The 14,044-nt window shown below is 59.6% G+C and carries 15 protein-coding genes; 4 read left to right on the forward strand and 11 right to left on the reverse strand.

Annotated elements, in window-relative coordinates; all coding sequences use genetic code 11:
• Positions 1–24: 24 nt before the first annotated feature.
• From AB4N64_RS18375 to dapA, 3 genes are read right to left on the reverse strand one after another with little or no spacing between them, the layout of a single operon-like run.
• A complete protein-coding gene (locus AB4N64_RS18375; protein ID WP_460117300.1) occupies positions 25–783 on the reverse strand; it encodes an MBL fold metallo-hydrolase in 759 nt (252 codons plus the stop codon).
• A 4-nt stretch (positions 784–787) separates the two neighbouring features.
• On the reverse strand, positions 788–1,903 hold the full coding sequence (gene bamC, locus AB4N64_RS18380) for an outer membrane protein assembly factor BamC (RefSeq protein WP_460117301.1): 1,116 nt from the start codon (positions 1,901–1,903) through the stop codon (positions 788–790).
• A gap of 17 nt (positions 1,904–1,920) precedes the next feature.
• Positions 1,921–2,799 carry a 4-hydroxy-tetrahydrodipicolinate synthase gene (gene dapA / locus AB4N64_RS18385; RefSeq protein ID WP_460117302.1) on the reverse strand — a complete coding sequence of 293 codons (879 nt, stop codon included), beginning with the start codon at positions 2,797–2,799 and terminating at the stop codon, positions 1,921–1,923.
• A 328-nt stretch (positions 2,800–3,127) separates the two neighbouring features.
• Here dapA and AB4N64_RS18390 point away from each other — a divergent pair, with 328 nt between their 5' ends.
• Together AB4N64_RS18390 and AB4N64_RS18395 are read left to right on the forward strand one after the other, a co-directional pair.
• Complete coding sequence (locus AB4N64_RS18390) at positions 3,128–3,688, forward strand: glycine cleavage system transcriptional repressor (RefSeq protein WP_460117303.1); 561 nt, start codon at positions 3,128–3,130, stop codon at positions 3,686–3,688.
• A 10-nt stretch (positions 3,689–3,698) separates the two neighbouring features.
• On the forward strand, positions 3,699–4,172 hold the full coding sequence (locus tag AB4N64_RS18395; protein ID WP_460117304.1) for a peroxiredoxin: 474 nt from the start codon (positions 3,699–3,701) through the stop codon (positions 4,170–4,172).
• 114 nt (positions 4,173–4,286) lie between these two features.
• Here AB4N64_RS18395 and AB4N64_RS18400 read toward each other — a convergent pair whose 3' ends face one another.
• Complete coding sequence (locus AB4N64_RS18400) at positions 4,287–5,357, reverse strand: AI-2E family transporter (protein WP_460117305.1); 1,071 nt, start codon at positions 5,355–5,357, stop codon at positions 4,287–4,289.
• 31 nt (positions 5,358–5,388) lie between these two features.
• Positions 5,389–5,628, reverse strand: coding sequence for a sulfurtransferase TusA family protein (locus AB4N64_RS18405; RefSeq protein WP_028621876.1), 240 nt, complete (start codon positions 5,626–5,628; stop codon positions 5,389–5,391).
• Positions 5,629–5,726: 98 nt separating this feature from the next.
• On the opposite strand from AB4N64_RS18405, the gene AB4N64_RS18410 reads away from it, so the two are divergent.
• Entirely contained in the window at positions 5,727–7,160 is a 1,434-nt protein-coding gene (locus tag AB4N64_RS18410; protein ID WP_460117306.1) for a M48 family metalloprotease, read from the forward strand.
• Between the two features lie 164 nt (positions 7,161–7,324).
• Here AB4N64_RS18410 and AB4N64_RS18415 read toward each other — a convergent pair whose 3' ends face one another.
• The 4 genes from AB4N64_RS18415 to rpoE all read right to left on the reverse strand — a co-directional run bounded on the left by AB4N64_RS18415 (position 7,325) and on the right by rpoE (position 11,090).
• Positions 7,325–8,749 (reverse strand): DegQ family serine endoprotease, encoded by a 1,425-nt coding sequence (locus tag AB4N64_RS18415; RefSeq protein ID WP_460117307.1) that lies wholly within the window; start codon positions 8,747–8,749, stop codon positions 7,325–7,327.
• Between the two features lie 175 nt (positions 8,750–8,924).
• A complete protein-coding gene (locus AB4N64_RS18420; RefSeq protein WP_460117308.1) occupies positions 8,925–9,881 on the reverse strand; it encodes a MucB/RseB C-terminal domain-containing protein in 957 nt (318 codons plus the stop codon).
• 8 nt (positions 9,882–9,889) lie between these two features.
• Entirely contained in the window at positions 9,890–10,477 is a 588-nt protein-coding gene (locus AB4N64_RS18425; protein WP_460117309.1) for a sigma-E factor negative regulatory protein, read from the reverse strand.
• Positions 10,478–10,508: 31 nt separating this feature from the next.
• Entirely contained in the window at positions 10,509–11,090 is a 582-nt protein-coding gene (gene rpoE / locus AB4N64_RS18430) for an RNA polymerase sigma factor RpoE (RefSeq protein WP_003172477.1), read from the reverse strand.
• Positions 11,091–11,643: 553 nt separating this feature from the next.
• Here rpoE and nadB point away from each other — a divergent pair.
• Positions 11,644–13,260, forward strand: coding sequence for an L-aspartate oxidase (nadB, locus tag AB4N64_RS18435; protein ID WP_460117310.1), 1,617 nt, complete (start codon positions 11,644–11,646; stop codon positions 13,258–13,260).
• Here the strand turns inward: nadB and AB4N64_RS18440 are convergent.
• Both AB4N64_RS18440 and AB4N64_RS18445 read right to left on the reverse strand, forming a co-directional pair.
• On the reverse strand, positions 13,229–13,681 hold the full coding sequence (locus AB4N64_RS18440; protein WP_460117311.1) for a protein YgfX: 453 nt from the start codon (positions 13,679–13,681) through the stop codon (positions 13,229–13,231). The two genes, nadB and AB4N64_RS18440, sit on opposite strands and share 32 nt — an antisense overlap.
• The gene (locus tag AB4N64_RS18445) at positions 13,665–13,919 is read right to left on the reverse strand and encodes an FAD assembly factor SdhE (protein WP_003184348.1); all 255 of its coding nucleotides are present in this window, start codon (positions 13,917–13,919) and stop codon (positions 13,665–13,667) included. The genes AB4N64_RS18440 and AB4N64_RS18445 overlap by 17 nt, the downstream gene beginning before the upstream one ends.
• Positions 13,920–14,044 lie beyond the last annotated feature (125 nt).

The following is a 14,044-nucleotide window of genomic DNA, read 5'->3' on the forward strand; positions in this document are numbered from 1 at the left end:
GGCTCCGCTTGCTAAGTAGATGGGCTAGGCGATGTGTCGCCAGTCGAGCCCTGAATCTTGATCGGCCAGTTGCAGCCAGTCGGGGTCGCACCCGAGGGTGTCGACAAAACATTGCCGGGCCAGCTGCGGCAGGTTGTTCTTGCTGCTCAGATGGGCCAGGACCAGGTGTTGCAGGCCTTGCCAGCCCAACTCGGCCACCAGGAATGCCGCCTGGTGGTTGTTCAAATGTCCCAGTTCGCCGCCCACCCGCTGCTTGAGAAAGTAGGGGTAGTGACCGCGAGCCAGCATGTCCCGGCAATGGTTGGCCTCGATCATCAACGCATCGAGGTCGCTATAGCCGTCCAGCACCTTGTTGCAGTAGGAGCCCAGGTCGGTCAGCAGGCCGAAGCGGCGCTCACCATCGCTGAACACATATTGCGTCGGTTCCTGTGCATCGTGAGCCACGGCAATGACATCGACGTTCAGGTGACCGATCTGCAGTTGCTCGCCACCTGCCAGCAAGCCCGCAGGCTCAATGGGTTTGCGCATCCCGCGCAAGGTCCCGCGACTGAGGTAGACAGGCAGATTGTAGCGCCGAGACAGCAAACCCACGCCATGCACGTGGTCGGCATGCTCGTGGGTCACGAGTATCGCGCTCAGTTGCGCCGGATTTACACCCAGGCGCAACAGGCGTTTTTCGGTTTCCCGCAGGGAGAAACCACAATCGACCAGCACATAGGTTTCAGCGCTGGCTATCAGCGTGCCGTTCCCTTGGCTACCGCTGCCGAGAACGGCAAAACGCATGTGATCAGCCCAAGTTGTCCTGAATCACGCTCAACACTTTGCGCGCCACGTCAGCCGGCGCCACGGTGTTGATGTTTTTCTCGACGGTGACTTCGACGTTTTCGCCGACCTTGCTCAGGCGAACCTGATAACGCTCGGCACGGGCTTCGATCTCTTCCTTGCTTGGACCACTGCCAAACAGACTGCTGAAGAAACCAGGCTTGTCGTCTTTCTTCTCGGCCTTTTCGGACAAGTTGATGTAGTACAGGCCCAGGCTGCGGTTGATGTCTTCAACGCGCCATTCGCCTTGCTCCAGTGCACGACCCACGCTCGACCAGGCACGATCCAGGTCGTTGCCGACGTTCAGGACAGGGTTGCCGCTACCGTCTTCGGTCAGGCTGACACGGCTTGGTGCGTCAAAATCACGGGAAGCCAGCATGGACACCGAACCGCCCTTCTCGGAGATACGGCTCATGCTCGCCAACATGTCGTCGACCAAGGCTGCGTCCAGGCCGGTGTTGACCGAACGGTTGGTGAATTCCACATCAGCGGTGCTGCCGGCGGGACGTTCGGCGCTCACCACATAGATTTCGCTGGTGTTGCGCTGCACGCCCGGCTCGATGCGCACCCGCACGCGGGTTTCGCTGTCAGCAGCGACACCGGCGGCGCTCAAGCGTTTGCCGATAGCCGCGGACAGCTCATCGGAACGCTGCCAGGTGGTGGTGAATTCACCGGTTTGCGGACGCTGTTCATCCAGGCGGAAACCGTTGTCCTGAAAGAACTGAACAGCCACTGGCCAGGCTTCGGCCGGTGGGTTCTGAGCCACGATCCAGCGAGAGTCGCCGGTTTTCTGCAGCGAGTAGGCACTGGCATCAGCCGCGGCGGACAGCGGCTGCGGACGAGGGACGATGTACTCGCCCTTGGCGGTGTCGTCGGCCACGTTGCGCGGGATCGGCAACAGCGGATCCAGGCGCTTGGCGGTCGTCACGTCCGGTGGCAATTGCATAGGTGCAGTCTGTTGCGCTTCCAGGTAGTCGCTACCACGGTCGCGGAAATAACCTTCCGGGCCCCAGATCCATCCACAGCCACTGGTGCTGGAGATAATCAAGGCAAGTGCGGAAAGTCCGGCCAATCGCTTCATGCGTAATGCTTCCTCAATTAAACCAGGACGCCGGACTGGCGCATGGCCTGCCGCAGCGGTTCGTGACAGGCCGCGCTGAGCCAGGTGAGCGGCAGACGGATACCGTCCGGCATCAGGCCCATCTCATGCAGCGCCCATTTCACGGGGATAGGGTTGGATTCGATAAACAGGGTTTTATTGAGCGGCATCAGCTTTTCATGGATCGCCCGGGCAGTCACGGCATCGCCTTTCAGTGCCGCGTTGCACAGGTCCGCCATGTCGCGTGGGGCGACGTTCGCGGTGACCGAGATGTTGCCCTTGCCGCCCAGCAGGATCAGTTCCACCGCCGTGGCATCGTCACCCGACAGCACGATGAAATCTTTGCTGACGCCGTCGATGATGGCTTTGGCGCGGTCCAGGTCGCCGGTGGCTTCCTTGATACCGATGATGTTTTTCACGGTCGACAGGCGGATGACCGTCTCGGCCTGCATGTCGCACGCGGTACGGCCAGGCACGTTATAGAGGATCTGCGGGATGTCGACGGCTTCGGCAATGGCCTTGAAGTGCTGGTACAGGCCTTCCTGGGTCGGCTTGTTGTAGTACGGTGTTACGAGCAGGCAGGCATCGGCGCCAGCGGTCTTGGCGTTGGTGGTCAGTTCGATGGCTTCGCGGGTCGAGTTGGCGCCAGTGCCGGCAATGACCGGAATGCGCCCTGCCACCTGCTTGACCACGTAGCGGATCACTTCGATGTGTTCGTTGACGTCGAGCGTCGCCGATTCACCTGTGGTGCCGACCGCCACGATGGCGTGGGTGCCGTTTTGCAGGTGAAAGTCCACCAGTTTGCTCAGGCTGTCCCAGTCGAGACGACCCTGTGCATCCATTGGTGTGACCAGTGCCACCATACTGCCCGCAATCATGCAACCGCTCCTGCCGGAAAAAGAGAGCCGTAATGGTACTGGCGCCAAGATGCTTGCACAAGCGAAGTACTGCGCTGCCGCCATTCCCCTTGGCGCCGCTTTTCGCTACCCTTCAGACTTTGATCGTTACTGACAAGCTCGCACGCCGGGTTCCAGCCTCCATTTTCGGCATTTCCAGCCCCGATCCAGCGTTGCCAGCCCCCGCTCCCGCCATACCGGAGCACGTTGCAACCCTGGGGCTCGGTTTTTCCGAGTTTGCATATACAGGCTCGCCCCGGTCAAAAAAGCCTTTGGAAGTCCCGACCGCTCATCGTTTTAGGAACGCTGCATGTCCACCCCCACAGTTCGCGAACAATTCCTTGTCATCAGTGCCCTCGGCGCCAACCCCATGGAGCTGACGAACGTCCTGTGCCGCGCCAGCCATGAAAACCGCTGCGCCGTGGTCACCTCGCGTCTCACCCGCCACGGCGAATGCAGTGCGCTGGTCCTTGAAGTTTCCGGTAGCTGGGACGCCCTGGCACGCCTGGAAGGCCTGCTTCCTGTGCTGTCCAAACGGCACGCCTTCACCGTCAACGTGGTGCGCAGTGCCGCCCTGGAAAACCGTCCCCAGGCCCTGCCTTACGTCGCCTACGTCAGCTCGGCCTATCGGCCGGACATCATCAACGAGCTGTGCCAGTTCTTCATGGACCACAACGTCGAGCTGGAAAACCTGACCTGCGACACGTACCAGGCGCCACAGACTGGCGGTACCATGCTCAACGCCACTTTTACCGTGACGCTGCCGGCCGGCGTGCAAATCAGCTGGTTGCGCGACCAGTTCCTGGATTTCGCCGATGCGCTGAACCTGGATGCCCTGATCGAACCATGGCGCCCACAGAACCCAATGTAAGGAAGCTTTTATGGCCGTAGCCATCGACCAACCGGTTGCCGACTTCGAAGCACCTGCCACCGGCGGGCAGACCATCAACCTGGCCAGCCTCAAGGGCAAGCAGGTGGTGATCTATTTCTACCCCAAGGACAGCACACCAGGCTGCACGACCGAGGGCCAGGGCTTTCGCGACCAGCTCGAGGCCTTTAAAGCCGCCAACACCGAAGTGTTCGGCGTGTCCCGCGACAGCCTCAAATCCCACGAGAACTTCAAGGCCAAGCAGGGCTTCACCTTCGAACTGATCAGTGACAAGGAAGAGGCGCTGTGCCAGCTGTTTGATGTGATCAAACTGAAAAAGCTGTATGGCAAGGAATACCTGGGCGTGGATCGCAGCACCTTTTTGATCGACAAGAACGGTGTGTTGCGCCAGGAATGGCGTGGCGTGAAGGTGCCGGGGCATGTGGATGCTGTTTTGGCGGCGGCGCAGGCTTTGAACAAAGCCTGATTTAGCGGCGTCCTGCGGACACCGCTATCGCGAGCAAGCTCGCTCCTACAGTTGATCGCATTCCCCTGTAGGAGCGAGCTTGCTCGCGATGAGGCCAGCAGCCTCACCGCAGAATCAAAGCAACGGCGCCACCGCCGGCTCCTTCCTCGGCCAGGCATCCAGCACAGCCTTGAACAAGGTCGCCAGGGGAATCGCAAAGAACACCCCCCAGAACCCCCAAAGCCCGCCAAACAACAACACCGCGCAGATGATCGCCACCGGGTGCAGGTTGACCGCTTCGGAAAACAGCAATGGCACGAGCACGTTGCCGTCCAGCGTCTGAATGATCCCGTAGACCGCCATCAGATAGATGAACTGATCGCTCCACCCCCATTGGAACAAGGCGATCAGCAGCACCGGCACGGTCACCACTACGGCGCCCACGTAAGGCACCACGACCGAAATGCCCACCAGCAGCGCCAACAACGCCGCGTAGTTGAGCCCCAACACGACGAAACCAATGTAAGTCACGCCGCCGCAGATGAGGATCTCGATGACCTTGCCGCGAATATAGTTGGCAATCTGGCGATTCATGACATGCGCGACCCGGGTGATCAACGTGCGCTCGCGGGGCAGATAGCCACGGACCCAGTGCCCGATCATTTCCCGATCCTTGAGAAAGAAGAACACCAGGATCGGCACCAGCACCAGGTAGATCATGATGTTGACCAGCAGCGGCAGGCTCGACAGCGAGAACGTCAGCGCCCATTGACCGAACTTGCCGATCTCGCCCCGCGCCACCTCGATGGCCTGCAACACTTGCTCGTCAGACACCAGGTGCGGATATCGCTCAGGCAGCAGTAACAGCAGCGACTGCCATTTGGCGAGCATCCCCGGCAACTCGTTGAACAGCGTGATCAACTGATGCCAAAGCAACGGAACCACCACCACGATGAACACCAGCAGTACGCCCATGAACAGGGCGAATACCAAGCCCACGGCCACGCCACCCGGCACCCGCAGCCGCTCCAGCGCGACCACCAACCCCTGCATCAGATACGCCAGCACCATCCCTGCGAGCACCGGCGCCAGCATGCCGCCTAGGGTAAGCACGGCGGTGAACGCCAGAAACAGCAGGACCGCCAGCACCACCGCCTCTTCATCGGAGAAGTAACGCTGAATCCAGTCGCGCAACACTTTGAACATCAATAATCCTTAACAAGGAACGCAGCGGTTTTCAGGCTTTTTTCAACCAGTAACGGTAAACGCCCGCTTCATCTTCTTCACGCAGCAGGGTGTGACCGGCCAATCGGGCAAAGGTGCGAAAGTCACGCTGTGACCCCGCGTCAGTGGCGATCACCTTGAGCACCGCACCGCTGGCCATGCGGTTGAGCTCCAGCTTGGCCTTGAGCAGCGGCAACGGGCAATTAAGGCCGCTGGCATCCAGTTCGGCATCATGGGCTACAGCATCGGTCATTGCGCTATTCCGGGGACAGTGGTCGAGCGGCTTAGAATATCTGGTCCGAAGCGGCCTGTCCGGCTACAGTAAGGACTTTGTCGACTAAGGCTTTGTGCATGACTTTTTTGCGCCCTACCCTGCTGACGCTCGCTTGCCTGCTCGCCTCACCGGGCTTCGCCGACGACCTGCCGTCACTCGGTGACGCCAGCTCTGCCATTGTCTCGCCACAACAGGAACACCAGTTGGGTCGTGCCTGGCTCGCACTGCTGCGCAGTCAAGTGGCCCAACTCAACGATCCGCAGCTCAAGGATTACGTCGAAACCAGCGTCTACCGCCTGGCGGAAACCAGCCAGCTCAACGACCGGCGCCTGGAGTTCATCCTGATCAACAGTCCGCAACTCAACGCCTTCGCCGCGCCAGGCGGGATTGTCGGCGTCAACGGCGGTCTGTTCCTCAATGCCCAGACTGAAGGCGAATACGCCTCGGTACTCGCCCACGAACTGGCGCACTTGTCACAACGCCACTTCGCTCGGGGCGTCGAAGCCCAGCAACGCATGCAAGTGCCAATGATGGCGGCGCTACTGGCCGGCATCGTGATTGCGGCGGCGGGGGCTGGCGACGCCGGCATCGCCGCCATTGCCGGTACGCAGGCCGCTGCAATCCAGGAACAACGCCGCTTCTCGCGCCAGAATGAGCAGGAGGCCGACCGTATCGGCATCCTCAATCTGGAAAAGGCCGGTTATGACCCCCGCTCGATGCCGACCATGTTCGAGCGTCTGTCGCGTCAGTATCGTTTCGACGCCAAGCCTCCGGAATTCCTGCTGACTCACCCGGTCACTGAATCGCGTATTGCCGACACCCGTAACCGTGCCGAGCAAGCCAAGCCGGGCGGCATCGAAGACAGCATGCGCTATCAGCTGATTCGGGCACGGGTCCAGTTGATCTACGAAGAAACCCCTGGCCTGGGCGCAAAACGCTTCCGCGCCCAGCTGGACGAAAACCCGAAAAACGATGTCGCACGCTACGGCTTGGCCATCGCGCAGATCAAGGGCGGCCAACTCAATGAGGCACGGGAAAATCTCAAGCTGCTGCTGGCCAAGTCGCCGAACGAGATCATCTACAACCTCGCCCAGATCGACCTGGACATCACCAACAATCGCCTGCCGGACGCCCAGAGCCGGGTTGAGCGGATGCTCACCCAGTATCCCGGCAACTACCCGCTGAATCAGACGCGTGTCGATCTGTTGCTCAAGCAGAACCGTGCACCCGACGCCGAGAAGGCGCTGGAAGGCCTGCTGAAGACTCGCCCCGACGATCCGGACATTTGGTACATGGTGGCGGAAACCCGTGGCCTGTCTGGAAACATCATCGGCCTGCATCAGGCTCGCGCCGAGTACTTTGCCCTGGTCGGAGACTACCGCCAGGCCATCCAGCAACTGGACTTCGCCAAACGCAAGGCCGGCACCAACTTCCCGTTGTCGTCGCGCATCGACGCACGCCAACGGGAGCTGATGGAGCAGGAGCGCATGATCAAGGACATGATGGGCTAAACGCCCCCTGTAGGAGCGAGCTTGCTCGCGATGGAATCACAGACACCGAGGGATATCAGATACCCCCCTTTATCGTTTACGACCTTCGCGAGCAAGCTCGCTCCTACAGGGACAAAAAAAAACCGCCTCTTTCGAGGCGGTTTTTCGTTCAGCCAACAACCGGTTTATTCAGCCAGTTTGAAGGTGATGAAGCTGGCGCGATTCTGACGCAGGACGCGCATCGACACAGAACGGTTCTTCGGCAGCGCCTTGGCGATGTCGGTGAACTCCTTGGCCGAACCAATCGCCTGATTGTTCAGGTGAGTGATGATGTCGCCTGGTTGCAGGCCGATCAGCGAAGCAGGGCCGTCCTGGACTTCCTTGATCATCACACCGCCTTTGAGGTCGTAGGATTTCTTCTGCTCGTCGGTCAGTTCGGCCACGGACACGCCCAGGCGATTGCTGCTGCGCTCGGCTTTCGATTTGTCCAGAGTGGCTTTCTCTGAGTCTTCATCCGGGATAGCACCCACCGTCAGCTCGACATTCTTGCGCTTGCCTTCGCGGATGACTTCCAGATTAGCCTTGGCACCGGCCTTCAACGCGCCGACCAGATGCGGCAGGTCGGCAGACATGACAATCGGCTGGCCGTTCATGCTCAGAATCACGTCGCCGACCTGCAAGCCACCCTTGGCCGCCGGACCGTCGTCCTGAATCTGTGCAACCAGCGCACCGGCTGGTTTATCGAGACCGAACGACTCGGCCAGATCCTTGTTCACTTCCTGGATCACCACGCCCAACCAGCCACGGCTGACCTTGCCACCGCTTTTCAGCTGGTTGGAAACGTCCATCGCCACGTCGATCGGGATGGCGAACGATACGCCCATGAAGCCACCGGAACGGGTGTAGATCTGCGAGTTGATCCCCACCACTTCGCCCGACAGGTTGAACAGCGGGCCACCGGAGTTACCCGGGTTGATCGGCACGTCTGTCTGGATGAAAGGCACGTAGTTTTCGTTCGGCAGGCTGCGGCCAACCGCACTGACGATACCTTGGGTCACGGTATGGTCAAATCCGAAAGGTGAACCGATTGCGACGACCCACTGACCAGCCTTCAGGTCCTGGGATTTGCCCAGTTTCAGCACTGGCAGATCCTTGCCTTCGATTTTCAGCAAGGCCACGTCGGAACGTGGATCGGTGCCGATCAACTTGGCTTTCATCTCACTGCGGTCGGCGAGACGAACGAGGATTTCGTCAGCATCGGCGATCACATGATTGTTGGTGAGGATGTAACCATCAGACGAGATGATGAAGCCCGAACCCAGCGACTGGGCTTCACGCTGACGACCACCGCGCGGCGAGCGCTGCTGTGGCATGCCGCGTTCGAAGAACTCGCGCAGCATCGGCGGCAGACCTTCAAGGTCCGGCATCTGCTCGCTGACTCGACGATCAGGCAGTTTCTGCGTGGTGCTGATGTTCACGACGGCAGGTGAGGCCTGCTCCACCAGTTGGGTAAAGTCAGGCAGTTCGACAGCTTGGGCTGCCACCGCCTGACCGAGCACCAGCACAGTCGCGAAAATGGAGAGGTAAGATTTCAAGCGTGGTATCGACATACGGCTCCCGGTAAGACGAGCATGGTTAAGCGATATGGATCAAGGAACACCGGGAACGATACGCCGGTGTTCGGGGAACAACAAACAAGGCCAGAGCCGTGAGGCTCTGACCTATAAAAAAAATCAGGGGGATTTGCAAACGGAAATGCTCACCAAACATTTCGCTACCGGCTCACTACTGGGTCGCGGTGGCGTTGGTGCGCATGGAGAGCGCGATCCGTTCTGCGGTACCGATGGGGATCTCACCGACCACCGTGATCATCATGTCGCCATCTGGGGTGGTCAGGCGTCGTGAGACGGCGACAGTCGGGCCGAGCTGGGTACGAGTATCAACCACAGCAGCGCCATTCAAAGGCTCTAGAAACACCGAAAAACGCGCCAGACCATCGTCATACATCAGGCTGCTGACCTGAGTCTTGGTCTCGGGGTCTTTTCGCGATGTGCTGCTGGTGAGTTCAAAGCCTGCGGGCAACCAATCCGAACGCCAGCTTTGCGCGGTCTTGACCGCAGAAGCCTTGTCACTCTCGGCAGCGACGGCTTTGCAATCCGGGCCGGCCTGCAAGTCGTTGTCGGAAGGCACATCGGCGGTGTTCAGTTCGGTGAACTGGAACCGCTCCAGCAACTGCCCCTTGTCGTTGAGCAGCAACGATTTGAGGGGAAGGCCGGTTTCTTTGTCCAGATGCAGCTCAAATCCGTAGCGATGCTGGTCACGCGGTTTGAGGGACACGATCACGGCCGGTCGCCCGGCCACGCGCGATTTGCCAATGACGGCAAGGTCATACCAGTTTTTAAGCTTTTGAGAATCGAGTGTACGAGCGGCGGAATTGGGAGAGTCCCCAAGCCCCGCCATCATCAGGCCGCTGACGCATTGAGTATGCCCATCAACACGTACGACTTCCTGGGCAGAGCCGTCGAGCTGGAGGATCCGCTCACGGACTTTGCCATCCTGGACGCGATGCCAGATATCATGGGTAGAAAAACTACCGTTACGCTCGTAAACAAAAGTACCGTGAAAGCTTTGCTGTTGCTCGGCCTTCCCAAGACGGGTCAACCAGTCCTGAGCATCATCGGCGTGGGCTGGAACAATGAACCAGCCACCGAGCAGAAGCGAAAGTAGAGGTATGGCGCGCATGATCCTCCTTAACGGTTTTCCAAGCTTGCGGCACGAGCGTATGGAAGCGCGCTCTCAGTACCTTTCATTGCAGCCTGTTGAGCATGTTGGCGCAAGTAACCAGGCAACCGCTGGTCGTGCCAGCCCGGCTGACCTTGCAACACGCCGTTGGCCATAGGGCCAGGTGCTTCCGAACTTTCAGTATAGCCTGCCAATACAGCTGGACCCTTGACCTGAGGAACGGCCAGCCCCGGCTGAGTGGACTGCTGGGCCAGCTCGACCCCGGCAATTTCGTCCTGGTTGTACAGGCGGACACCGGCCAGAACGGCAACGGTTACCGATGCTGCAACCGCCAGACGACCCAGGCTGCGCCATGGACCACGGGAAGTTTTTGCCGGCACGGCTTCATCAGCCAGCGCAGCGGAAACTGCCGCAGCGATGTCCAGACGTGGAAGCAGCAGATCCTTGTGCATCGCTGCCCGAGCGATTTGATAACGAGCCCAGGTCTCACGGGTTTCAACATCGTCAATGGCATTCAATACCCGACGCAATTCCAATTCGTCCGCTTCGTTATCCATCACTGCGGACAGCGATTCCTGCAGGGCTTCACGACTCATGGCGTTCCTCTCTTGGCTGTCGCCGCTGTCTCTAGTTTTCCTGCAACAACGGCTGCAGGGCTTTGTCGATGGCCTCCCGAGCGCGGAAAATCCGGGAGCGCACGGTACCCACCGGACATTGCATGACGCTCGCAATGTCCTCGTAACTCAGACCATCAAATTCACGTAAAGTTAACGCCGTACGCAAATCTTCTGGCAGTTGCTGAATGGTCCGATGGACGGTGCCTTCGATCTCATCTCGCAGCAAAGCCCGCTCTGGCGACTCGAGATCCTTGAGGCCATGATCGCCATCGTAGAACTCTGCATCCTCGGAACTGACATCGCTATCCGGCGGCCGACGGCCGCGTGAAACCAGATAGTTTTTCGCCGTGTTAATGGCGATGCGGTAAAGCCACGTATAAAACGCGCTGTCCCCGCGAAAATTTCCAAGTGCACGGTATGCCTTGATGAAGGCTTCCTGCGCCACGTCCTGGGCTTCATGGGTGTCGTGCACAAAACGCACGATCAACCCGAGAATTTTGTGCTGGTATTTCAGCACTAGCAGATCGAAAGCCCGCTTGTCGCCGCGCTGAACGCGTTCGACCAGCTGCTGATCCTCTTCCTGGGTTAGCATGAACTCTCCTCGATACGCTCGGAGGAAGCTTGCATGGCTAATCGGCCAGACTTGCAAACATAGACTCGGGCTTTTCGCAAAAGTTCTCCCCTCCAAGCAAGTTTCCTGCGGGCTCTGAACTGGCACGCACGAAAAGCGCAGCTCGGGTGTACCCCGGCCGCGCGAATTATCTTGTCATCGAATTCGACAATGTGGATCCAACCGCAATCCCGCACTGGCGCCGACGCTGTCCCTTGATTCAGGCAACGGACTATTGATCTTGAGCCTTTGGCAAAAGTTCCAATTATTTGTAACAGTGCAACTCGGATATTGTGCAACCCTGGGTGGAAAAATTCTGTTAAATCCACGATACAGTCGCCTGGCCGCCGAATGGAGCGCAAAATCGTCCGACGAACCGTCAGACTGATCCTGTCACTGTAGTTTCACAATGCCATGTATGCCCGGCTATTGTGCCGCTCCCCCCTCTATATACTAGTGGGCTGTGTGGCTGCCCGACTCGCCCAGGCAAGTCTGGCGCCTACCCGACCCGGGTCGCTTTGAGCGGAATCCTGAAATGAGCCAACAGTTTCAACACGATGTTCTGGTCATTGGCAGCGGCGCTGCCGGTTTGAGCCTTGCGCTGACCTTGCCCGGTCATTTGCGCATTGCCGTATTGAGCAAAGGCGACCTTGCCAATGGTTCGACGTTCTGGGCCCAGGGCGGCGTCGCTGCGGTTCTGGACGACACAGATACCGTCGAATCCCACGTCGATGACACTCTCAATGCCGGCGGCGGACTGTGTCATGAAGACGCTGTGCGTTTTACCGTCGAGCACAGCAAGGAAGCGATTCAATGGCTGATCGACCAGGGCGTACCGTTCACCCGTGATGATCATGCCGGCAACGAGGACGGCGGTTTCGAGTTTCACCTGACCCGTGAAGGCGGCCACAGCCACCGGCGCATCATTCATGCGGCCGACGCGACGGGTGCGGCAATCTTTCGGACCCTGCTCGACAAAGCCCGGCAACGACCCAACATCGAGCTGCTGGAACAGCGGGTCGCTGTCGATTTGATCACGCAGAAGCGCCTGGGCCTGGAAGGCGATCGTTGCCTCGGCGCCTATGTGCTCAATCGCGGCACCGGCGAAGTCGACACGTACGGCGCGCGCTTCGTGATCCTTGCCTCTGGCGGCGCCGCCAAGGTCTATCTCTATACCAGTAACCCGGACGGCGCCTGCGGCGATGGCATCGCCATGGCCTGGCGTTCCGGTTGCCGGGTGGCGAACCTGGAGTTCAACCAGTTTCACCCCACTTGCCTGTATCACCCGCAAGCCAAGAGCTTTCTGGTCACCGAAGCGCTGCGGGGCGAAGGCGCACACCTGAAGCTACCCAATGGCGAGCGTTTCATGCAGCGTTTCGACTCGCGCGCAGAACTGGCCCCACGGGATATCGTCGCCCGGGCGATCGACCATGAGATGAAGCGGCTCGGCATCGATTGTGTCTATCTGGACATCAGCCACAAGCCGGAATCGTTCATCAAGGCCCACTTCCCGACCGTCTACGAGCGATGCCTCGAGTTCTCCATCGACATCACCAAACAGCCGATCCCCGTGGTGCCCGCCGCGCATTACACCTGCGGCGGCGTGATGGTCGACCAACAGGGTCGCACCGACGTGCCGGGTTTGTATGCGATTGGCGAAACCAGTTTCACCGGCCTGCATGGCGCCAACCGCATGGCCAGTAATTCGCTCCTGGAGTGTTTCGTCTATGCGCGATCAGCGGCGTCGGACATTCTCGAGCAATTGCCGCAGATCTCCATGCCCGTCGCCCTGCCCGTGTGGGACGCCAGCCAGGTGACCGACTCGGATGAAGACGTGATCATCGCCCACAACTGGGATGAGCTTCGGCGCTTCATGTGGGACTACGTTGGCATCGTGCGCACCAACAAGCGCCTGCAAAGGGCGCAGCACCGCGTGCAGCTGTTGCTGGACGAAATCGACGAGTTCTACAGTAACTACAAGGTCAGCCGCGATTTGATCGAGCTGCGTAACCTGGCCCAGGTAGCCGAGCTGATGATCCTTTCAGCCATGGAACGCAAGGAAAGCCGCGGTCTGCATTACACCCTCGACTATCCGAACATGCTGCCGGTGGCGCTGGACACTATTCTGGTGCCGCCCACCTACGTCGACTGAAGGTAAGGCGCACTCGCAGGCGTCGGTGCAGATCCGACGCCAGCGAGTCCCGGGGAACGCAAATCGCCCGCACCCGCCGCTCACCACGCAGACGAAAACGCAGCACCACGATCAATGGCAACGCCAGGCTATCGGGTCGCAGCTGCACCGCCTGCCAGCCCTGCGCCTGGTTCCACAGCTGCCAGCCATCGGCATCGCGACGCAAGCCGCAGAAGGCTCGAGCATGTGTCAGCAGTATCTGCCTGGGCAAAACCCAGACTCCGTGAACCAGGCAGCACAATGCAGCCGGCAAACTGGCCCAGAGCGGTATGTCGAGAAGGGACAAGGCACCCAGCGCGAACAGCTGGGCCAGTAAATACGCCGCCAGCAACTGCCGTGAGGCATGCCAGCGGCATTCGAAGGTCTTACTTGGGCTGGACACGATCCAGGATCATGCGAACCATGCGCTGAAGCTCCGGATCCTCGGATTCACTGCGCTCCATGAACCAGCCGAACATGTCCTGGTCTTCGCATTCGAGCAACCTGACGTAGCAGGCGCGATCCACCTCGTTGAGGTGCGGATAGACCTCCTTCACGAATGGCACCAGCAACACGTCAAGTTCAAGCATGCCGCGACGGCTATGCCAGTAGAGGCGATTGAGTTCAACATCTTCGACCATGGAGCGCTCCTCAAATAGGCGGCAAGTATACAGACCTGGCCTGCGTCGAACAGTCGGCTTTGGTCGGTCTCCCTCGACCTTTTGTGAACTATCCATTTCATGGGCGCGCCCTTATGATGTCCCTC

This window comes from Pseudomonas sp. S2_C03 (genome assembly GCF_054668405.1).

What these genes read in the sequence shown, in the direction of transcription:
- nadB (WP_460117310.1), top strand. Translation starts at nt 11,644, where the DNA reads ATGAGCCAACAGTTTCAACACGATGTTCTGGTCATTGGCAGCGGCGCT.
- AB4N64_RS18390 (WP_460117303.1), top strand. Translation starts at nt 3,128, where the DNA reads ATGTCCACCCCCACAGTTCGCGAACAATTCCTTGTCATCAGTGCCCTC.
- AB4N64_RS18420 (WP_460117308.1), bottom strand. Translation starts at nt 9,881, where the DNA reads ATGCGCGCCATACCTCTACTTTCGCTTCTGCTCGGTGGCTGGTTCATT.
- AB4N64_RS18400 (WP_460117305.1), bottom strand. Translation starts at nt 5,357, where the DNA reads ATGTTCAAAGTGTTGCGCGACTGGATTCAGCGTTACTTCTCCGATGAA.
- rpoE (WP_003172477.1), bottom strand. Translation starts at nt 11,090, where the DNA reads ATGCTAACCCAGGAAGAGGATCAGCAGCTGGTCGAACGCGTTCAGCGC.
- AB4N64_RS18445 (WP_003184348.1), bottom strand. Translation starts at nt 13,919, where the DNA reads ATGGTCGAAGATGTTGAACTCAATCGCCTCTACTGGCATAGCCGTCGC.
- AB4N64_RS18375 (WP_460117300.1), bottom strand. Translation starts at nt 783, where the DNA reads ATGCGTTTTGCCGTTCTCGGCAGCGGTAGCCAAGGGAACGGCACGCTG.
- dapA (WP_460117302.1), bottom strand. Translation starts at nt 2,799, where the DNA reads ATGATTGCGGGCAGTATGGTGGCACTGGTCACACCAATGGATGCACAG.
- bamC (WP_460117301.1), bottom strand. Translation starts at nt 1,903, where the DNA reads ATGAAGCGATTGGCCGGACTTTCCGCACTTGCCTTGATTATCTCCAGC.
- AB4N64_RS18395 (WP_460117304.1), top strand. Translation starts at nt 3,699, where the DNA reads ATGGCCGTAGCCATCGACCAACCGGTTGCCGACTTCGAAGCACCTGCC.
- AB4N64_RS18405 (WP_028621876.1), bottom strand. Translation starts at nt 5,628, where the DNA reads ATGACCGATGCTGTAGCCCATGATGCCGAACTGGATGCCAGCGGCCTT.
- AB4N64_RS18410 (WP_460117306.1), top strand. Translation starts at nt 5,727, where the DNA reads ATGACTTTTTTGCGCCCTACCCTGCTGACGCTCGCTTGCCTGCTCGCC.
- AB4N64_RS18415 (WP_460117307.1), bottom strand. Translation starts at nt 8,749, where the DNA reads ATGTCGATACCACGCTTGAAATCTTACCTCTCCATTTTCGCGACTGTG.
- AB4N64_RS18425 (WP_460117309.1), bottom strand. Translation starts at nt 10,477, where the DNA reads ATGAGTCGTGAAGCCCTGCAGGAATCGCTGTCCGCAGTGATGGATAAC.